Below are 19573 nucleotides of genomic sequence, written 5' to 3' on the forward strand. Positions count from 1 at the left end.
GCATGTCGATGATGACCGGCACGCTGGGCAAACTGCTGGGCGGTCAGCTGCTCAAGGACGTCCAGACGTTCGTCTCCGCGATGCGCGCCGGTGCCCCGCGCGCCGGTGCCCCGCGCTGCCCGGTCCCGCCGGACCACCGCCCCGAGCCACGGCCGAGAATGAGCCCTCGGTGCCTCCCGCCCGCTACCGGCGCCTGTGCCCGTACGGCGAGGATCCGCGCCGGTGCCGTACCCGAGGCAGGGGCGGGGCGGGGCGGCGGATGGCGGCACGCTCCCCGTATCCGCCGCTCGGTCGGGCGGCGGATACGAGAACCGCGTCCGCGGCGGGGCGCGTCAGCCGCCTGCCGCGTGCCGCCGGGCGGTGGCGCGGCTCATCCCGCCACGACGCGCCCGCTGACCTCGCCCAGTCCGACCCGGTGGCCGTCCGCGCCCGGCGCCCAGGCCGACAGCGTCACCACGTCCCCGTCCTCCAGGAACGTCCGCTTGCCGTCCGGAAGGTCGAGGGGGTCACGGCCGTTCCAGGTCAGTTCCAGCAGCGAGCCGCGCTGGCGCTCGGCCGGGCCGCTGACCGTGCCGGAGCCGTACAGGTCGCCCGTGCGCAGCGAGGCGCCGTTGACGGTCATGTGGGCGAGCTGCTGGGCGGCGGTCCAGTACATGGTGGAGAACGGCGGCTCGGAGACCACATGGCCGTTGATCGCGACGGAGATGCGGAGGTCGTAGCCGCCGGGCTCCACGCCCGGCGCCGAGTCGTCCAGGTAGGGCAGCAGCGGGTGCGTGCGCTCCGGCGGGGCCACGCGCGCGTGCTCCAGCGCCTCCAGCGGAGTGATCCACGCCGACACCGAGGTCGCGAACGACTTGCCGAGGAAGGGGCCGAGGGGGACGTACTCCCAGGCCTGTACGTCGCGCGCGGACCAGTCGTTCAGCAGGCACAGTCCGAAGACGTGCTCGCGGAAGTCGCCGAGCGCGACGGGGCTGCCCAGCGTCGACGGCACGCCCACGACGAAGCCGACTTCGGCCTCGATGTCCAGCCGGATCGACGGGCCGAAGACCGGCGCGGGGTCCGCCGGGCCCTTGCGCTGCCCGGAGGGCCGTACGACGTCCGTGCCCGAGACGACGACGGTGCCGGAGCGGCCGTGGTAACCGATCGGGAGGTGCTTCCAGTTGGGGGTGAGGGAGTCCTCGGCGTCGGGGCGGAAGATCTGGCCGACGTTGCGGGCGTGGTTCTCCGAGGCGTAGAAGTCGACGTAGTCCGCCACCTCGAAGGGCAGGTGCAGGGTCACCTCGGACAGGGGGTGGAACAGTGGCTCGACCGTCGCGCGGTGCGCGGGGTCGGTGACCCAGGAGGCGACGGCGCGTCGTACGTCCGACCAGGTGGCGCGGCCGGCGGCCAGCAGCGGGTTGAGGGTGGGACGGGCGAGCAGCGCGTGGTGGGGCGAACCGAGCGCCGCGGCCGTGGCGCCCGCGTCGAGGACGTGGTTCCCGAGCCGGACACCGACCCTCCGCTCCGTGCTGCCGGAGGGCGAGAACACGCCGTAGGGAAGGTTGTGCGGACCGAAGGGGTCACCCTCGGGGACGTCGAAGGGGGGCATGTGGTGCTGCCTCACTCTCATCCGGGTCGTGCATGGCGATGCGTTCCATGTGGTCGCGCCACACGTTACGGCCGACCCGCGTGTCTTGGGCAGTGCCTCACGATCTGCTCGAAACGTTGCTCGCACAGTGTCTGAAGAGTCCGGCACCCGCCCGGGACCCGCGCCCTGTCTCTCCGGGCCGCGGGCCGGCGCGGGAAGAGGCCGCCGCGCGGACCCCGGTCACCGCCAGTACGCCTTCCCGGTACGCCACTTGCGGCCCCGCGGTGCGCAAGTGGCCGTAACGACAGGTGAGTCGGCGGTGCGCCGTGTCCGTATTCTCTGATCATGGCACCCACCCCCGCGTACGCACTGATCGCCACCGACCTGGACGGGACGCTGCTGCGCGGTGACGACACCGTCTCCGACCGGTCGCTCGCCGCGCTCGCGAGGGCGGCGCGGGCCGGTGCCCGGCACCTGGTGGTGACGGGCCGCCCGGCCCCGCGGGTACGGCCCCTGCTCGGTGCCCTCGGCTGCACGGGGCTCGCGGTGTGCGGGCAGGGAGCCCAGGTCTACGACGCCGGGGAGGACCGCCTGCTGTGGTCGGTCCGGCTGGACCGGGAGCTGGCCGAGACCGCGCTCGGCAAGATCGAGGCGGAGGTGGGGCAGGTCTACGCGGCGGTCGACCAGGACGGTGTGGACGGGCTCACGCTCATCGAGCCCGGCTACCGGATGCCCCATCCGACGCTGCCCGCGGTGCGCGTCGGCCGGCGGGACGACCTGTGGTGCGAGCCGATCAGCAAGGTGCTGTTGCGGCACGCCGAGCTGTCCGACGACGCGTTGGCGGCCGTGGCCCGCGCGGCGGTGGGCCGGCTGGCCACGGTCACCATGTCGGGGCCGGGCACCGTGGAGCTCCAGCCGAGCGGGGTGACGAAGGCGACCGGGCTGGCGCTGGCCGCCGAGCGGCTGGGGATCGCCGCCGAGCGGGCCCTCGCCTTCGGTGACATGCCCAACGACATCCCGATGTTCGCGTGGGCCGGCCGCGGTGTCGCCATGGCCAACGCCCACCCCGAACTGAAGGCGGTGGCCGACGAGATCACCTCGTCGAACGAGGACGACGGCATCGCCGTCGTCCTCGAAAGACTGTTCCCGACCGGCTGACCGGCTGACCGGCTGACCGGCTGACCGACGACTGACCGGCTGACCGGCGGCTGACCGGCTGATCAGCAGCCGTCGATCGGCGGCCGGTCAACGGCCTCCACCGGCCGGCCGGCGTGCCCACGCCGTCCCGTCGGCACGCCGGTCCGCCGGCTGTCAGTACGCGCCGAACACGTTGTCGATCGAGCCGTACCGTGCGGCCGCGTAGTTGCAGGCGGCGGTGATGTTCGCGACCGGGTCGTAGATGTTGAACGACGTTCCGGCGACGTGGTACGCGTTGAACGTCGGGTCGATGACCTGGAGCAGGCCCTTGGACGGGATGCCCTTGGCGGCGTTGGAGTCCCACAGGTTGATGGCGTTCGGGTTGCCCGAGGACTCGCGGATGATGTTGCGGTAGATGCCGTTGTAGGTGCCCGGGATGTCCTTCTCCGCCATGATCGCGAGCGACTCGCGGATCCAGCCGTCCAGGTTGTTCGGGTACCCGGCGAGCGTGGTGGCGGCCGTCGTGGTGCCGGAGGCCGCGGAGGCGCTGGTGGCGCCGACGAGCGGCAGGGCGACGGTGGCGACGCAGGCACCGGCGACGGCGAGGGTACGGACGAGGCGGCTGTTCCGGGTGCGGCGGGGCTGAGCGGCAGCAGACATGGGGGGTTCCTCTCCGACGCCTGCGAGGTGAGCTGTCGGGTTCGGGCGGGGAGGCGCCCGGCCGCGCCCTGGAGGAGGCACGGCTTCACCCCGAGCCGTGCCGGTCGGCGTGTGCCGTCCGGCCCGGCGGCTTACCTGGGTCCCCCGCTCCTGCCGTACGAATGAGTTCGTCGATGGGTAATGCGGGCGGCGGCAGGATTAGGCGTCCGCCCGACGGCCCGGAACGTATGCGAGAGCACATGTCGGGAACAAGTACCCGATTCATGCAACGTGCCATTTGACCTTGATCGACGCCGTATGGGGTACTTGATCCTTTGCGGTCGCCAACCTCCAACTCCCCGGCGGTACAAGGGGAAGGAGGCGTTCCGGCAGGGGGGTGCCAGGCGGGGGCGCGTGACCCAATTCACGAAATGGCAAACTGCTGCAAAACAGACATGCAGGATTAGGCGGATGAGAGGGATTAACGCCTGAAGTCGGGGTGATGCGGAACTCGGGGAGAGGTGCGCGGAGGTTCCGGCAGAGTGTCCGCATTGGGATTAAGCAGATAAATGTCCGTTATTACCATCCGATCGAAACCATGCCGGTCATGATCTGATACCGCCCGGGCTGGACCGGTGGGCGCTATCGGTGATCGAAACAGGACCGGATACGCTGACTTGAGTGATGGCAGCGACCTATCGACAAACCGTGTAATCGCCAGCAGACACCAGCAGACAGGAGACCCCTCGTGACCGTCGTCGGGCCGTTCGGGCTGAGCGTGCGGGACCAGGCTCTGGAAGCCGATGTCCAGGCCGGATTGACGGCTGTCGAGGAAGGCTTGCTCGAGGCCACCAAGAGCGAGGTGCCGTTCATCACGGAGGCCGCGCAGCACTTGGTGCGGGCCGGAGGGAAGCGGTTCCGCCCGCTGCTCGTGATGCTCGCGGCCCAGTTCGGCGACCCCTACGCGCCGGGTGTCGTGCCGTCGGCCGTGGTCGTGGAGCTGACCCACCTGGCCACGCTGTACCACGACGACGTCATGGACGAGGCCGCCGTGCGACGGGGCGTGGAGAGCGCCAACACCCGCTGGGGCAATTCCGTAGCGGTCCTCACCGGCGACTTCCTCTTCGCCCGCGCCTCCCAGATCCTCGCCGACCTCGGCCCCGAGGCGGTCCGGGTACAGGCCCTCGCCTTCGAGCGGCTGGTTACCGGCCAGATCCTGGAGACCGCGGGCCCCTCGGACGGGCGCGACCCGGTCGAGCACTACCTCGACGTGCTCGGCGGCAAGACGGGCTCCCTGGTGGCGGTGTCGTGCCGGTTCGGCGCGATGATGTCCGGCGCCGACGAGACGGTCGTCGACGTGCTCACCCAGTACGGCGAACGCCTCGGGGTCGCCTTCCAGCTCGCCGACGACGTCCTGGACATCGCCTCCGACTCCCACGAGTCCGGCAAGACCCCGGGCACCGACCTGCGCGAGGGCATCGCGACCCTGCCGGTGCTCCGGCTGCGCGAGCGGGCCGCCCGGCTCGGGCTGGCCGAGGACATCGCACTGTGCGAGCTGCTGGACTCCGACCTCAGCGACGACGCCCGGCACGCCGAGGCGCTGACCGCGCTGCGCGCCCACCCCGCGCTGGAGCAGGCCCGCCGGGACACCATCCGGTACGCGGAGGAGGCGCGCTCCGCGCTGGCCCCGCTGCCCGAGTGCGACGCCAAGGCGGCCCTGACGGAGCTGTGCGACGCGGTGGTGCACCGCGCCGGCTGACCCGGCCGTACCCCCTTACGGCGGTGCCATCCGGTACGACCCCTACGGGTCGGAGGAGAAAACGCCCCTGTGTGTCATACCGCAGGCGTACCCGCAGTTGGCTCCGAGGTCTGACGCTTGCTCACGGCCGATTTGGTCAGATGGGAACCACGGACACCACCACTCCTCACCGATTCGGGTGAGAATGGCGGCACAGGTGGACCAGCGTGAGGACAGCCGCCGCCGACGACGGAGGTAAGGCACACATGGCACCGTACGAATCCGACGACGCAGTGGACGCCGCGCGGGACGCAGCCCCGCGCTCCGGCCGGCGTAAGGCCGCCCGGTACGCCGTCCCGGTCGCGGTGGTGGGGGTGGCGGCGGCCACGATCGGGCTGGTCCCGGCGCTCGCCGACTCCGGCGACCCCGACCTCCCGAAGATCACCGCCGAGCAGCTCATCGAGAAGATCGCCAAGTCGGACGTGCAGCAGCTGTCCGGCACGGTGAAGACGAGCACCGACCTCGGCCTGCCCGACCTCGGCGGGCTGGAGGACGGTCTGGCCTCCAGCGCGGGGCAGGGCTCCGGCGACGGGTCCTCCGCCGACCCGCAGGCCAAGCTCACCGAGCTGGTTTCCGGCACGCACACCCTGCGCGTCGCCGCGGACGGCCCCGACCGGCAGAAGCTGTCGCTGCTGGAGAGCGGCGCCGAGTACAGCCTGATCCACAACGGCAAGGACGTCTGGGGCTACGACAGCAAGAGCAACGAGGTCTACCACTCCACCACGGCCGGCTCCGGCGAGGACCGCGCCGCCGAGCCGCCCGCCACCCCGAAGGACTTCGCCGACGAGGCCCTGAAGTCGGTGGACGACACCACGTCCGTCACCGTCGACGGCACCGCCCAGGTCGCCGGACGCGACGCCTACAAACTGCTGATCCAGCCCAAGCAGTCCGGCACCACGGTCGGCGCCATCAGCATCGCCGTGGACGCGAAGACCGGCCTGCCGCTGAAGTTCACGCTCACCCCGAGGAGCGGCGGCGCCGCCGTCCTCGACGCGGGCTTCACCCAGGTCTCCTTCGCCAGGCCGGCCGCCTCCACGTTCGACTTCACCCCGCCCAAGGGCGCGAAGGTCACCGAGGAGGAGGACGGGGCCACGGCGCGGGAGCACACCCCGAAGCACGGCGAGGACCTCGCCGAGGGCCTGACCGGGCTGAACGTCCTCGGCAAGGGCTGGACGTCCATAGCCGCCTTCGACACCGGTGCCGAGGGTGGTCTGCCGACCGGCGCCGAGGGCGGCGAACTCGGCGGCTTCCTCGGCTCGCTCGGCGACCCGGTCTCCGGCGAGTTCGGCAAGGGCACGGTCTTCTCCACCCGCCTGGTCAACGCCCTGATCACCGACGACGGCAAGGTCTACGCCGGCGCGGTGACCAAGGAGGCCCTGGTGAAGGCGGCCGACGCGGGAAAGTGACCCCGTCCGGGCACTACGGACGGTGACCGTACGTTGACCCTTCACGAAAGCACGGAGCGAGGGGGAGCCGATGGACGAACCGTCCGCCGCACGGCGCGATCCGGGGAACGCGCCGGAGCGTGCGCCGAGGGACGCGCGGGGGCGTGCCTCGATGGCCGCACCGGCGCCTGATCCGGAGGACGCGCCGGAGCGCGAGCCGGCCGTGACCGGGCCGCCGGAGCCCGGCCCGGCGGCGGACGGGGCCGGTGTGATCACCACCCGTGGCCTCACCAAGCGCTACCGCGGCGGACAGCTCGCCGTGGACGGTCTGGACCTGACCGTCCCGGCCGGCAGCGTCTTCGGCTTCCTCGGTCCGAACGGCTCCGGCAAGACCACCACCATCCGCATGCTGATGGGCCTGATCGAGCCGACCGCGGGCACGGTCCGGGTGCTGGGCCGGCCCATGCCGCGGGCGGCCCGTACGGTCCTTCCGCAGGTCGGCGCGCTCATCGAGGGCCCCGCCCTGTACGGCTTCCTCTCCGGCCGCGACAATCTGCTGCGGTACGACGCAGCCGACCCCACCGCCGACCCGCGCACCCGGCGCGCCCGCGTGTCCGCGGCCCTGGACCGGGTCGGTCTCGCGGCGGCCGCGGGCAAGAAGGCGAAGGCGTACTCCCTCGGCATGAAGCAGCGCCTGGGGCTGGCCGCCGCGCTGCTCCAGCCGCGCAGACTGCTGGTGCTGGACGAGCCCACCAACGGCCTCGACCCCCAGGGCATGCGGGAGATCCGGACCCTGATCCGGGAGCTGGCCGCCGACGGCACCACCGTCTTCCTCTCCTCCCACCTGCTCGACGAGATCGAGCAGGTGTGCACGCACGCGGCCGTCATGGCGCAGGGCCGGCTCGTCACCCAGGGCGCGGTGGCCGACCTGGCGGCCGGGGCACGCGGCCGGCTGGTGGTGACCACCCCGGACACGTCCGAGGCGGCCCGGGTGCTGAAGGAACTGGGCGTCGCGGACGTGACCGCCGACGGCGACCGGGTCGCCGGCGAACCGCCCGAGCGGGATCTCGCCGAGGTGACCGCGGCTCTGGTCACCGCCGGCGTCCGCGTCCGAGGGCTCACTGTCGAACGCGCCTCCCTGGAGGACGCGTTCGTGGCGCTGACCGGGGAGGGCTTCGATGTCGCGGGCTGATGTGGTCCTCGAGGGCGCACTGCGCCGCCCGAACCCGCTGTGGGCCCTCGGGCTGCTGCGCAGCGAGCTGGTCACCACCGTCCGCCGCTGGCGCACGCTCGCCCTGCTCGGTGTGCTGGCCGCGGTGCCGGTGCTGGTCGGGATCGCGGTGAAGATCGAAACGCGCAGCGGTGCGCCGGTGGGCGGGGGGAACGGCGAGGGCCCGGCGTTCATCACGCAGATCACCAACAACGGTCTGTTCCTGGTGTTCACCGCGCTGGCCGCGACCCTGCCGTTCTTCCTGCCGATGGCCGTCGGTGTCGTCGCGGGTGACGCGGTGGCCGGGGAGGCGGGCGCGGGCACCCTGCGCTATCTGCTGGTGGCTCCGGCCGGCCGCACCCGGCTGCTGCTCACCAAGTACACGACCGTGATGGCCTTCTGTGTGCTGGCCACCCTGGTCGTCGCCGTCTCCGCGCTGGCCGTCGGTGCGCTGCTCTTCCCGCTGGGCGAGCTGACGACGATCTCCGGCACCCGGATCAGCTTCACCGAGGGACTCGGCCGCGCCCTGCTGATCGCGTTGGTCGTCGCGGCCTCACTGGTCGGTGTCGCGGCCCTCGGCCTGTTCGTGTCGACCCTCACCAACAGCGGTATCGCGGCGATGGCGACCACGGTCGGCCTGCTCATCACCGTGCAGATCGTCGACCAGATACCCCAGCTGCACGTGGTGCAGCCCTACTTGTTCTCGCACTACTGGCTGTCCTTCGCCGATGTGATGCGCGACCCCGTCTACTGGGACGACCTGGTGAAGAACCTCGGCCTCCAGGCGCTGTACGCGGCCGTGTTCGGCTCGGCGGCCTGGGCGCGCTTCACGGCGAAGGACATCAGCGTCTAGAACGGCAGGCCCCTAGCCTTGGACGCCGGGCCCGCCGGTCTCGAAGGGGAAGCGCGCGAGCGGCGCGTCCTGCTCGAAGAACGTCTTCGCGCGTGCCAGTGCGGCGGTGTCCTTCCGCACGTCACCGGGTGCGCTGCCGTTGCCGAGGAGCACTCCGCCGAAGCGCATCTTCAGATAGGCGGCCGAATTGTTGAGGGTGCCGACATACGGGTCGGCGACCGACGGTTCGTGGTCGGCCAGCGCGGCGATGCCCCAGAGGGTGCGGCCGGTCATCGTGGCCTTGAAATCGAGGCCCGGGGTGCGCAGCCAGGCGGACCAGTAGTCCAGGTAGCGCTTGGTGAGGCTGGACACGGAGTACCAGTACAGCGGCGAGGCGATCACGATGTCGGTGGCCCAGAGTGTGGCGTCCAGCAGCAGGCCGGCCGGGGTGTCCGGGGCCGGCCGGACGTGGTCGCTGTCGTGCCGCAGGTCCGCGAAGTCGGGCAGCGGGTGTTCGGCGAGGCTGATCCAGCGCTGTTCGATGTCGGTGGGCAGCTGGGCGGCGGCCTCACGGGCGAGCAACTCGGTGTTGCCGGCGTCGCGGGCGCTGCCCAGGACGAACAGGAAGCGGCGGCTCATGGGTCCCCCAGGTGCGTCACGTCGTAGCGCGAATAAAGGCATGTGCATCTTATGCATATGCAACCAAGTCGCGCCAGGGGTCGGCTGGTGCGAGGCTGTGACGTCGCGGTGACGTGGAAGCCAGGGGGAACCCGACACACTGGTGAGCAGGACGCGTACGACCGGATCGCGACGCCGGGGGAGTGAGGGGCACCGATGGCCGGACTCAGCTTCAAGAAGAAGCGGGCGCAGCAGCCCGTCGGGCATCCGGCGGAGGTCTCCGTCCGGGTGTTCGGCACGGGCGGGGCGTCGGTGGGCGGGACCCCGGTCGTGGCGGCACCGGGGGAGGAGATCCAGCAAGCCGTCCTGAACCACCTCCAGCGCCTCGCCATCAGTGTCGGCGCCCCCATACGCGCCACCATCCACGACGACCGCGCGGGCTGCGTGGTTCCCCTGGAGGTCTTCGCGGACGGCTCCAGCCGGGTGGCCGGGGCGGCGGTACGCGTGGGCGGGCCGGAACCACGGCCGGCCGCCGCGACGCAGGGGGCGGCACAGGCCCCGGCCGGGCGGTTCGGCCCGGCTCCGGTGATGGACACGCCTTCGAAGGACGCGGGTCCGGGCGAGGAGCGCCGGGTCACCGCGCCCGCTGCCGAAGCGGGTCCAGGTGACGAGCCCCGGGTCACCGCACCCGCTGTCGATGCTGGGCCGGGTGACGAGCGCCGGGTCACCGCATCCGCTGCCGACGTCGGTCCGGGCGGCGAGCCCCCTGTCACCGCATCCGCTGCCGACGCGCCCCCGGCCGCCCGCGTCCCGGCCGCACACACCTCGTCCACCGACCAGTCCGCGGAGACGCCGCACGCGGCCCACACCCCGGCCCGTGGGTTCGACGCGGTGGCCGAGGAGGTGCTCGGCGACGGGCCGCTGACCGAGACCGCCGAGGGCGCGGAGCTGCTGACCGAGCCGATGCGGCGTATCGCCGAGGCCGTGCGGGCGGGCCGTGTCGACGAGGCGGGGGAACTCGCCGACCGTGCGCTCGCCGAAGCGTCCGCCGTGCTCGGCCCGCGCCACGCCGAGGTGCTGCACGTGTGCGAACTGTCCGCCTACATCGCCTACCTGGCGGGTGACCCGGTCCGCGCCTTCGAGCTCTCCCTCGGCCTCGCCCGACTGCGCCACCAGGCCCACGACGGGGAGGCCGCCTACGCCGACGCGCAGAGTGCGGCGACCGCCTGGCGTGCGGTGCGCGACCCGGAGGAGGGGCTGCGCCTGGGCCGCGACCTGATCGACCTGTGGACGGAGCTCACCGCCGAGCCGGGCCCCGCCGCCGACGATCCGCGCCCGCTGGAGTCCGCCCGCGCGCGCATGGTGCGCCTCACCGACCGCGCGGCCCGCGCCGCCCGGCCGTAGCCGTACCCGTGGCATCGCACCGCCCGCCGCACGCGGAACGCGGTCACTGCACGCAGAACTCGTTGTCCTCCGGATCCGCCATCAGCACCCACTGTCCCCCGGGTTCCCTCACCTCGCGCAGCACCCGCGCGCCCAGTGCCCGGAGCCGTGCCACCTCGTCGTCGCGCCGCTCCGGGCCGGGGTGGAGGTCCAGGTGCAGCCGGTTCTTCCCGGTCTTCGGCTCCGGCACCCGCTGGAACAGCAGCCGTCGCCCGAGCCCGGTGCCGGTCTCCGGGTCGTACGGGTCGTCGGGGTGCCGTACCGCGATCAGGTCGCGGAAGGCGGGCCGCCCGTGGTATTCCACGGTGGCCTCCCCGGGCAGCGCGCCCAGGGACAGCAGCCGTGCCACGAGGGCGCTGTTGTCCTCGGCCGTGTAGTGCAGGGCGGCGGCCCAGAAGTCCGCCTGTGCGTGCGGGTCGGCCGCGTCGATGACGAGTTTCCAGTGCAGTGGCGCGGGGGCGGGTGTGCTCATGATCCCCACTTATAGCCGCCCGGGTCGACGGAGGCGGTGGTTCCGCGAGCTCAGACGTCCGCCGGCGCCGAGGCGGGGGTGTCGACGGTCCGGGCCGCCGGCACGGCGAGCCGCCGCGGCCGCCTCGCCGAGCGCAGCGCGTCGCCCGTGAGCAGCAGCAGCGCCAGCCAGACCAGCGCGAACCCGGCCCACCGCTCGGCCGGCATGGACTCGTGGAAGTACAGGACGCCGAGCAGGAACTGGAAGATCGGGGCCATGTACTGGAGCAGGCCCAGGGTGGACAGCGGCACGCGGATCGCCGCCGCACCGAAGCAGACCAGGGGCAGGGCGGTGACGATGCCGGTGGAGGCGAGCAGGGCGGCGTGGCCGGCGCCGTCGCTCACGATGCTGGCGTCGCCGTGCGCGACCAGCCACACCAGATAGCCGAGCGCCGGCAGGAACTGGATCGCGGTCTCGGCGGCCAGCGACTCGACGCCGCCGAGGCCGACCTTCTTCTTCACCAGTCCGTAGGTGGCGAAGGAGAACGCGAGGCAGAGCGAGATCCACGGCGGGCGGCCGTAGCCGACGGTCAGGACGACGACGGCGGCGAAACCCACGCCGACCGCCGCCCACTGCACGGGCCGCAGCCGCTCCTTGAGGAGCAGGACGCCGATCGCGATGGTGACCAGCGGGTTGATGAAGTAGCCGAGCGAGGCCTCGACCACGTGGCCGGCGTTCACGGCCCAGATGTAGACGCCCCAGTTCACGGTGATGACGGCGGCCGCCACGGTGACCAGGCCGAGCCGCCGCGGCTGGCGCAGCAGTTCGCCGGCCCAGGCCCAACGGCGGACGAAGAGCAGCGCCGCGGCGACGAACACCAGGGACCACACCATGCGGTGGGCCAGGATCTCGGCGGCACCGGCCGGCTTGAGCAGGGGCCAGTACAGGGGGACCAGCCCCCACATCCCGTATGCGGCGAAACCGTTCAGCAGACCTATGCGGTGCTCACCGCTGGACGTCCCGGCCACGGCTCCTCCTTCTCGCCCGCGCATCCGGCGTGCACGGGTGAGAACGAAGGTAGCGCCGGGCGCCGGTAAGTGTCATGTTCGTATCGCCATACGGTCATGACAGTTCCGGCATGCGCCCTGCCGGGGAGGCCGGCCACCCGGACCCGCGTGACCGGGCCGCGCCCGCCCTCAGGGCTCCAAGCGGCCCTCAGGGCTCCGATCAGCCCGCCCTCGGCTCCGAGCCGCCCCGGCCTTCAGCCCTTGAGGGCGGCGCCGACGGCCTCCGCCAGCGGCGTCGTCGGGCGTCCGATCAGCCGGGACAGGTCGCCGGAGGAGACGACCAGCTCGCCCTTCTCGATCGAGGCGTCCACGCCGGCCAGGATCCGGGCCAGCGGCGCGGGCAGCCCGGAGCCGGTCAGGATGCCGGTGAGCGCCTCCACCGAGACCGGGGTGTAGGCGATCTCCCGGCCGGTCTGCCGGCTCAGCTCGGCCGCGTACTCGGCGAAGCCCCACGCCTCGTCGCCGCCCAGCTCGTACGTCGTGTTCTCGTGGCCCTCGCCCGTCAGCACCGCCACCGCGGCGGCCGCGTAGTCGGCGCGGGAGGCCGAGGAGACCCGGCCGTCACCGGCGGCGGCCACGACCGCGGCGTGCTCCAGCACCGGGGCCAGGTGCTCGGTGTAGTTCTCGTGGTACCAGCCGTTGCGCAGCAGCGAGTACGGCAGGCCGGAGGCGCGCAGCACCTCTTCCGTGGCCCGGTGGTCGTCGGCCAGGGCGGCCGTCAGCGTGCCCGGGGCGCTGGTGTAGGCGAGGAGTGCCACGCCGGCCGCCGCGGCCGCGTCGATGACGGCCTGGTGCTGGCGTACCCGGCCCTTGTCGAACTCGTTGCCGGAGATCAGCAGGACCTTGTCGCCGGCGGTGAACAGGCCCTCGAAGGTCTCGGGGGCGTTGTAGTCGGCGATCGCGGTCCGCACTCCGCGGGCGGTGAGGCCGGCGGCCTTCGCCTGGTCCCGTACGACGGCGGTGATCTGGGCGGCCGGGACCCTCTCCAGCAGCTGCTCGACGACAAGACGGCCGAGCTGTCCGGTTGCCCCGGTGACGACGATGCTCATGGTTCGTGACTCCTTCTCCGGTGGGTGTGCCACTCACCATAGGAGCTGCGCTAACCAATCGAAAGTACCCACTTTGAAGTAAGGTACTTCCATGTCGGTAAGTGGAAAGACGGCGGACGCCGAGGCGCTGTGCCCCTACCGCCTCGTACTGGAGCACGTCACCAGCCGCTGGGGCGTCCTCGTCCTCATCGAGCTGCTGGAGCGGCCGTACCGGTTCAGCGAGCTGCGCCGGGCCGTCAGCGGGTACGGCGGCCGGGGCGTCAGCGAGAAGATGCTCACCCAGACCCTCCAGACCCTGGAGCGCGACGGACTGGTCCACCGCGACGCCCACCCGGTGATCCCGCCCCGCGTCGACTACTCGCTCACCGCGCTCGGCCGCGAGGCGGCGGAACAGGTCCGGACCCTCGCCCAGTGGACCCACACCCGCATGAGCGAGGTGGAACGGGCCCGCCGGGCGTACGACGAGAGCCGCGGGCGCCAGGTGCACTGATCACGAGCGTGGGGGGGGGCAGGCACGGTCGCGCGTACGGCGGAAGCCCCGGAGGCCCCGGAGGCCCGGAGGAGGAAGAACCGTCGGGCATGCGACGAGGCCCGGGAAATCCAGTCCCGGGCCTCGCCGTCCAGCGGTGGAGTCAGCCGAGGACCGTCCAGGTGTCGCCGCCGGCCAGCAGCGCGGCCAGGTCGCCCTTGCCGCGCTGGTCGATCGCCCTGTCGAGCTGGTCGGCCATCTGGGTGTCGTAGACCGGCCGCTTCACGGAGCGGAACACGCCGATCGGGGTGTGGTGCAGGGTGTCCGGGTCGGCCAGCCGGGACAGGGCGAAGGCGTTGGTGGGCGACGCGGCCTCGGCGTCGTGCACCAGCACGTCGGCCTCGTTCTCCGGGGTCACCGTCACCACCTTCAGGTCACCGGTCCGCCGGTCGCGGACGACCCCTCTCGCCCCGTCGGCGCCGAAGCGGATCGGCTGTCCGTGCTCCAGCCGGATCAGCGCCTCCTCGGCCTGCTGCTTGTCCTTCAGGGCGTCGAAGGCGCCGTCGTTGAAGATGTTGCAGTTCTGGTAGATCTCGATCAGGGCCGTACCCGGGTGGTCGGCGGCGGCCCGCAGCACCTCGGTCAGGTGCTTGCGGTCGGAGTCGATCGTGCGGGCCACGAAGGACGCCTCCGCGCCGATCGCCAGCGACACCGGGTTGAACGGCGCGTCCAGCGAACCCATCGGCGTCGACTTGGTGACCTTGCCGACCTCGGAGGTCGGGGAGTACTGGCCCTTGGTCAGACCGTAGATGCGGTTGTTGAAGAGCAGGATCTTCAGGTTGACGTTGCGGCGCAGGGCGTGGATGAGGTGGTTGCCGCCGATGGACAGCGCGTCGCCGTCACCGGTGACCACCCACACGCTCAGGTCGCGGCGGGAGGAGGCGAGGCCGGTCGCGATCGCCGGGGCACGGCCGTGGATGGAGTGCATCCCGTAGGTGTTCATGTAGTACGGGAAGCGGGAGGAACAGCCGATGCCGGAGACGAAGACGATGTTCTCCCGCGCGAGACCCAGCTCCGGCATGAAGCCCTGCACGGCCGCGAGGATCGCGTAGTCACCGCAGCCCGGGCACCAGCGCACCTCCTGGTCCGACTTGAAGTCCTTCATCGACTGCTTGGCCTCGGCCTTGGGGACCAGCTGGAGCAGCCCGTTGGTGGCGTCAGTCATCGATGGCCTCCTTCAGCGCCGTGGCGAGCTGTTCCGCCTTGAACGGCATGCCGTTGACCTGGTTGTAGGAGTGGGCGTCGACCAGGTACTTCGCCCGGATCAGAGTGGCGAGCTGCCCGAGGTTCATCTCGGGGATCACGACCTTGTCGTAGCTCTTCAGGACTGCGCCGAGGTTGCGCGGGAAGGGGTTGAGGTGGCGCAGGTGGACCTGGGCGATGGACTCGCCGGCCGCGCGCAGCCGCCGTACCGCCGCCGTGATCGGGCCGTAGGTGGAGCCCCAGCCGAGCACCAGGGTCCGGGCGCCGTGCGGGTCGTCCACCTCGACGTCCGGTACGTCGATGCCGTCGACCTTGGCCTGCCGGGTGCGGACCATGAAGTCGTGGTTGGCCGGGTCGTAGGAGATGTTGCCCGTGCCGTCCTGCTTCTCGATGCCGCCGATGCGGTGCTCCAGGCCCGGGGTGCCGGGGATCGCCCACGGCCGGGCCAGGGTCTGCGGGTCCCGCTTGTACGGCCAGAAGACCTCGGTGCCGTCCTCCAGCGTGTGGTTCGGACCGGAGGCGAACCGCACCCGCAGGTCGGGCAGCTCGTCCAGGTCGGGGATGCGCCAGGGCTCGGAGCCGTTGGCCAGGTAGCCGTCCGACAGCAGCATCACCGGCGTGCGGTAGGTCAGCGCGATCCGGGCCGCCTCCACCGCGGCGTCGAAGCAGTCCGCCGGGGTCTGCGGGGCCACCACCGGCACCGGTGCCTCGCCGTTGCGCCCGTACATCGCCTGCAGCAGGTCGGCCTGCTCGGTCTTGGTCGGCAGACCCGTCGACGGGCCGCCGCGCTGGATGTCCACCACCAGCAGGGGCAGCTCCAACGACACGGCGAGACCGATCGTCTCCGACTTCAGCGCCACCCCCGGCCCCGAGGTCGTCGTCACCGCCAGCGAGCCGCCGAACGCCGCGCCCAGTGCCGCGCCGATGCCCGCGATCTCGTCCTCGGCCTGGAAGGTGCGGACGCCGAAGTTCTTGTGCCGGCTCAGCTCGTGCAGGATGTCCGAGGCCGGCGTGATCGGGTACGAACCCAGGAACAGCGGCAGATCCGCCTGCCGCGACGCCGTGATCAGGCCGTAGGCGAGGGCGAGGTTGCCGGAGATGTTGCGGTAGGTGCCGACCGGGAAGGCCTTGGCGGCCGGGGCGACCTCGTAGGAGACGGCGAAGTCCTCGGTCGTCTCACCGAAGTTCCAGCCCGCGCGGAACGCGGCGATGTTGGCGGCCGCGATGTCCGGCTTCTTCGCGAACTTCGACTTCAGGAACTTCTCGGTGCCCTCGGTGGGCCGGTGGTACATCCAGCTCAGCAGGCCCAGCGCGAACATGTTCTTGCTGCGCTCGGCCTCCTTGCGCGAGAGGTCGAACTCCTTCAGCGCCTCCACGGTGAGCGTCGTCAGCGGCACCGGGTGGAGGTTGTAGCCGTCGAGCGAGCCGTCCTGCAGCGGATCAGCGGCGTAGCCGACCTTCTGGAGGGCGCGCTTGGTGAACTCGTCGGTGTTGACGATGATCTCGGCCCCGCGCGGGAGGTCGCCGAGGTTGGCCTTCAGGGCGGCCGGGTTCATCGCGACCAGGACGTTCGGAGCGTCCCCGGGGGTGAGGATGTCGTGGTCGGCGAAGTGGAGCTGGAAGGACGAGACACCCGGCAGAGTGCCGGCAGGGGCACGGATCTCGGCGGGGAAGTTCGGGAGGGTGGAGAGGTCGTTGCCGAAGGAAGCGGTCTCCGAGGTGAACCGGTCACCGGTGAGCTGCATGCCGTCACCCGAGTCCCCCGCGAACCGGATGATCACCCGGTCCAGGCGCCGCACGTCTTTCGTGCCGCCTGGTTTGCGCTGCTCTCCCACGACGGATCCGTCGGTCTGCTCCGCTGGGCTGCTGACCTGGCTGGTCACTGAACTGGACCTCCTTCGAGGCGGCTGTCCGTGGGAGTGGTCGTCCCACGGACCATCCCAGGATCAACCCTACGTCGGTTAGGGTCGCCTTCCCGAGGTCATCCGTGATTTGGATGAATTTCGAGACGGCCTGTTCGCGCTGACTTCACATCATGTCCTGCGGCGCCTAAGCCTCGGTAAAGGCGCTCCGGCCCGCTGCTCCGGCTGCCCGGGCCGCGCGGGAGCCGGCCGGGCGGGCACGGCGCCGGGAGCGTCCCGGCAGCGCCCCGGAAACGGGGCGTCCGGCTAGGAGTTCAAGTAGGTGAGAACGGCCAAGACCCGCCGGTGGTCACCGTCGCTCGGGGCCAGGCCGAGCTTCAGGAAGATGTTGCTGACGTGCTTCTCCACGGCACCGTCGCTCACCACCAGCTGCCGGGCGATGGCCGAGTTCGTCCGCCCCTCCGCCATCAGCCCGAGCACCTCGCGCTCGCGCGGGGTCAGCCCCGCCAGCACGTCCTGCTTGCGGCTGCGGCCGAGCAACTGCGCGACCACCTCGGGGTCCAGCGCCGTACCGCCCCCCGCCACCCGCACCACCGCGTCCACGAACTCGCGCACGTCCGCGACCCGGTCCTTGAGCAGGTAGCCCACACCCCGGCTGGAGCCGGCCAGCAGCTCGGTGGCGTAGCGCTCCTCCACGTACTGCGAGAGCACCAGCACCCCGAGCCCCGGGTGCCGCCCGCGCAGCAGTACGGCCGCCCGGACGCCCTCGTCCGTGTGCGTCGGCGGCATCCGTACGTCGGCCACGACCACGTCGGGCAGCTCGTCCCGACCGGCCAGCTCGGAGATGGTCTTCACCAGCGCGTCCGCGTCGCCGACGCCGGCCACGACGTCGTGCCCGCGGTCGGTCAGCAGCCGAGTCAGGCCCTCTCTGAGCAGCACCGAGTCCTCGGCGATGACCACCCGCACCCTGTCCTCCACGATCTTTCGGCTCCCCACAGCCCCGTACCGCGGCCCGCCCCGCCCGCGGGAGCGTCCGTGACGTCTCCGTCCGTGACGTGCCCCCTGGGCGCGTGCGTCCGCGGTGTCCCCGTCGTCCGTGACGTGCCTGCTCCGTGCGGCACGTCCGTGACGTCCTACGAGGGACCAGCATTACAGGATTCCCGCCGGACCGCCGCCGTACCCGGGGATTGCCGGACCGCCGCCGTACCCGGGGATTGCCGGCCGCCTCCGTATCCGGGGATTGCCGGACCGCCGCCGTACCCGGGGATTGCCGGCCGCCTCCGTATCCGGGGACTGCCGGACCGTTGCTGTATCCGGGGACTGCCGGGCGCCGCCACTCCCGGGTGCGGCGGCGGATGGCAGGGCGGCGGACGGCCGGGCGGTGGGCCGCCGTCTGCCGTCAGGAGCGCCAGGGCAGTTCCGCGATCACCCGGGTGGGGCCGCCGGCGGGGGAGTCGACCACGAGGACGCCGTCCACCGCGTCCAGGCGGGCGGCGAGGCCGGCCAGGCCGGAGCCCCGGGTGGGGTCGGCGCCGCCCCTGCCGTCGTCGGTCACCTGCAGCATCAGCCGGTCTTCCGTATGCCACACGTCGACCGAGGCGGTCCGGGCGCCGCTGTGCTTGCTGATGTTCTGGAGCAGCTCGGAGACGGTGAAGTAGGCGATGCCCTCGATGGCCGCCGCCGGCCGGGCCGGCAGGTCGACGTCGACCGCCACCGGCACCGCGCAGCGGGAGGCGACGGCGGACAGGGCCGCGTCCAGGCCGCGGTCGGTCAGTACGGCCGGATGGATGCCCCGGGCCAGGTCGCGCAGCTCCTGGAGGGCCGTCTTCACCTCGCCGTGCGCCTCCTCCACCATCCGCGCGGCCGACTCGGGGTCCTCCCGCAGCTTCTCCTTGGCCAGTCCCAGGTCCATCGCCAGGCCGACGAGCCGGGCCTGCGCGCCGTCGTGCAGGTCCCGCTCGATGCGCCGCAGGTCGGCGGCGGCCGTGTCGACCACGGTCCCCCGGTCCGACTCCAGCTCCACCACCCGTGCCGACAGCGGCGACGGCCCGAGCAGCCCGCGCACCAGCAGCCGGTCCACGGTCGTCAGGGCCCGGACGAGCCACGGCGTTGCCAGCGTGAACACCAGTCCGACCAGGGCGGTCACCGTGATCTCGAAGGGGTTGTCGAGGTAGACGCTGTGGTGGGTGTCGCCGTAGAGCTGGACACCGCCCTGACCGGCGTAGGTTGGGAACACCCAGAACCACAGCGGATAGCTCAGCAGCGCCCAGCCGCAGGTCCAGAAACTCACCGCCACGGAGAACGAGAACACCGCCCACGGGAACTGCACCAGCGGGTACAGCACGTGGCGCCAGGAGGTGCCGCTCCCCAGGACCGCGCCCATCCAGGCCGCCGCGCCCGGCTTGCGCGTCCGCAGCGGCTCCGGGTCGGCCACCTCCAGGCCGAGCAGCCCGCGCGCCCGCGCCCGCTCCAGCACGCCGAAGCCCCGGCAGCCGGCCAGCGCCGCCGCCAGCACGGGGATGCCGAGGAAGGTCACCAGCAGGCCGGCGCCGAGCGCGACCACCGTCACCGTCCAGGTGAACAGCACGACGGAGACCGGCAGGCTCAGCAGCACGTAGGCGAACTCGCGCAGGCTGCGCGCCGCGAACGGCGCCCGCAGCGCGGCGGGCAGCCGGTAGCCGGTTCCGGCCGTCTGCCCGTGGCCGGGCCCGTACCCGTGTCCGTACTCCATGGCCATCGAATCTCGTCCCGTTCTCCTCGTCCGAGCGGCGGTTCAGCCGTGC

At 72.1% G+C, this 19573-nt stretch carries 17 protein-coding genes and 1 riboswitch; of the genes, 7 read left to right on the forward strand and 10 right to left on the reverse strand.

Going from position 1 to position 19573, the window contains the following annotated elements:
- Nucleotides 1-370 precede the first annotated feature (370 nt).
- Nucleotides 371-1588, reverse strand: coding sequence for a fumarylacetoacetase (fahA, locus tag ABZ576_RS17685; RefSeq protein ID WP_360741134.1), 1218 nt, complete (start codon nucleotides 1586-1588; stop codon nucleotides 371-373).
- 324 nt (nucleotides 1589-1912) lie between these two features.
- Between fahA and ABZ576_RS17690 the strand changes: the two genes are divergently transcribed.
- Nucleotides 1913-2725 carry an HAD family hydrolase gene (locus ABZ576_RS17690; protein ID WP_360741135.1) on the forward strand — a complete coding sequence of 271 codons (813 nt, stop codon included), beginning with the start codon at nucleotides 1913-1915 and terminating at the stop codon, nucleotides 2723-2725.
- Nucleotides 2726-2878: 153 nt separating this feature from the next.
- Here the strand turns inward: ABZ576_RS17690 and ABZ576_RS17695 are convergent, their stop codons facing one another.
- Complete coding sequence (locus ABZ576_RS17695) at nucleotides 2879-3364, reverse strand: transglycosylase SLT domain-containing protein (protein ID WP_360741137.1); 486 nt, start codon at nucleotides 3362-3364, stop codon at nucleotides 2879-2881.
- Nucleotides 3365-3368: 4 nt separating this feature from the next.
- Nucleotides 3369-3547, reverse strand: a riboswitch (cyclic di-AMP (ydaO/yuaA leader).
- Between the two features lie 544 nt (nucleotides 3548-4091).
- Here ABZ576_RS17695 and ABZ576_RS17700 point away from each other — a divergent pair.
- From ABZ576_RS17700 to ABZ576_RS17715, 4 genes are all read left to right on the forward strand, one after another.
- The gene (locus ABZ576_RS17700) at nucleotides 4092-5102 is read left to right on the forward strand and encodes a polyprenyl synthetase family protein (RefSeq protein ID WP_360741139.1); all 1011 of its coding nucleotides are present in this window, start codon (nucleotides 4092-4094) and stop codon (nucleotides 5100-5102) included.
- 245 nt (nucleotides 5103-5347) lie between these two features.
- A complete protein-coding gene (locus tag ABZ576_RS17705) occupies nucleotides 5348-6547 on the forward strand; it encodes a DUF2092 domain-containing protein (RefSeq protein ID WP_360741141.1) in 1200 nt (399 codons plus the stop codon).
- Nucleotides 6548-6617: 70 nt separating this feature from the next.
- A complete protein-coding gene (locus ABZ576_RS17710; protein ID WP_360741143.1) occupies nucleotides 6618-7718 on the forward strand; it encodes an ABC transporter ATP-binding protein in 1101 nt (366 codons plus the stop codon).
- The gene (locus ABZ576_RS17715; protein ID WP_360741145.1) at nucleotides 7705-8589 is read left to right on the forward strand and encodes an ABC transporter permease; all 885 of its coding nucleotides are present in this window, start codon (nucleotides 7705-7707) and stop codon (nucleotides 8587-8589) included. The genes ABZ576_RS17710 and ABZ576_RS17715 overlap by 14 nt, the downstream gene beginning before the upstream one ends.
- Before the next feature lie 12 nt (nucleotides 8590-8601).
- On the opposite strand, the gene ABZ576_RS17720 is transcribed toward ABZ576_RS17715, so the two are convergent.
- Nucleotides 8602-9207, reverse strand: coding sequence for an NAD(P)H-dependent oxidoreductase (locus ABZ576_RS17720; protein WP_360741147.1), 606 nt, complete (start codon nucleotides 9205-9207; stop codon nucleotides 8602-8604).
- Nucleotides 9208-9402: 195 nt separating this feature from the next.
- On the opposite strand from ABZ576_RS17720, the gene ABZ576_RS17725 reads away from it, so the two are divergent.
- Nucleotides 9403-10590: a tetratricopeptide repeat protein gene (locus tag ABZ576_RS17725; RefSeq protein ID WP_360741149.1), complete on the forward strand. Its 1188-nt coding sequence runs from the start codon at nucleotides 9403-9405 to the stop codon at nucleotides 10588-10590.
- Nucleotides 10591-10633: 43 nt separating this feature from the next.
- Here the strand turns inward: ABZ576_RS17725 and ABZ576_RS17730 are convergent, their stop codons facing one another.
- The 3 genes from ABZ576_RS17730 to ABZ576_RS17740 form a co-directional block, all read right to left on the reverse strand.
- Nucleotides 10634-11101 carry a VOC family protein gene (locus ABZ576_RS17730; protein WP_360741151.1) on the reverse strand — a complete coding sequence of 156 codons (468 nt, stop codon included), beginning with the start codon at nucleotides 11099-11101 and terminating at the stop codon, nucleotides 10634-10636.
- Between the two features lie 50 nt (nucleotides 11102-11151).
- The gene (rarD, locus tag ABZ576_RS17735) at nucleotides 11152-12108 is read right to left on the reverse strand and encodes an EamA family transporter RarD (protein WP_360741153.1); all 957 of its coding nucleotides are present in this window, start codon (nucleotides 12106-12108) and stop codon (nucleotides 11152-11154) included.
- A gap of 233 nt (nucleotides 12109-12341) precedes the next feature.
- Nucleotides 12342-13196, reverse strand: a complete 855-nt coding sequence (locus ABZ576_RS17740; RefSeq protein ID WP_360741155.1) for an NAD(P)H-binding protein — start codon at nucleotides 13194-13196, stop codon at nucleotides 12342-12344.
- A gap of 91 nt (nucleotides 13197-13287) precedes the next feature.
- On the opposite strand from ABZ576_RS17740, the gene ABZ576_RS17745 reads away from it, so the two are divergent.
- The gene (locus ABZ576_RS17745) at nucleotides 13288-13686 is read left to right on the forward strand and encodes a helix-turn-helix domain-containing protein (RefSeq protein WP_360741157.1); all 399 of its coding nucleotides are present in this window, start codon (nucleotides 13288-13290) and stop codon (nucleotides 13684-13686) included.
- Nucleotides 13687-13828: 142 nt separating this feature from the next.
- On the opposite strand, the gene ABZ576_RS17750 is transcribed toward ABZ576_RS17745, so the two are convergent.
- From ABZ576_RS17750 to ABZ576_RS17765, 4 genes are all read right to left on the reverse strand, one after another.
- Entirely contained in the window at nucleotides 13829-14890 is a 1062-nt protein-coding gene (locus ABZ576_RS17750) for a 2-oxoacid:ferredoxin oxidoreductase subunit beta (protein ID WP_360741159.1), read from the reverse strand.
- Entirely contained in the window at nucleotides 14883-16811 is a 1929-nt protein-coding gene (locus ABZ576_RS17755) for a 2-oxoacid:acceptor oxidoreductase subunit alpha (RefSeq protein WP_360741161.1), read from the reverse strand. The genes ABZ576_RS17750 and ABZ576_RS17755 overlap by 8 nt, the downstream gene beginning before the upstream one ends.
- 285 nt (nucleotides 16812-17096) lie before the next feature.
- Complete coding sequence (locus tag ABZ576_RS17760; protein ID WP_360741547.1) at nucleotides 17097-17756, reverse strand: response regulator transcription factor; 660 nt, start codon at nucleotides 17754-17756, stop codon at nucleotides 17097-17099.
- A gap of 433 nt (nucleotides 17757-18189) precedes the next feature.
- Nucleotides 18190-19527 (reverse strand): sensor domain-containing protein, encoded by a 1338-nt coding sequence (locus tag ABZ576_RS17765; RefSeq protein ID WP_360741163.1) that lies wholly within the window; start codon nucleotides 19525-19527, stop codon nucleotides 18190-18192.
- Between the last annotated feature and the right edge of the window lie 46 nt (nucleotides 19528-19573).

This window comes from Streptomyces sp. NPDC013455, from assembly GCF_040632975.1.
Lineage (GTDB): Bacteria > Actinomycetota > Actinomycetes > Streptomycetales > Streptomycetaceae > Streptomyces.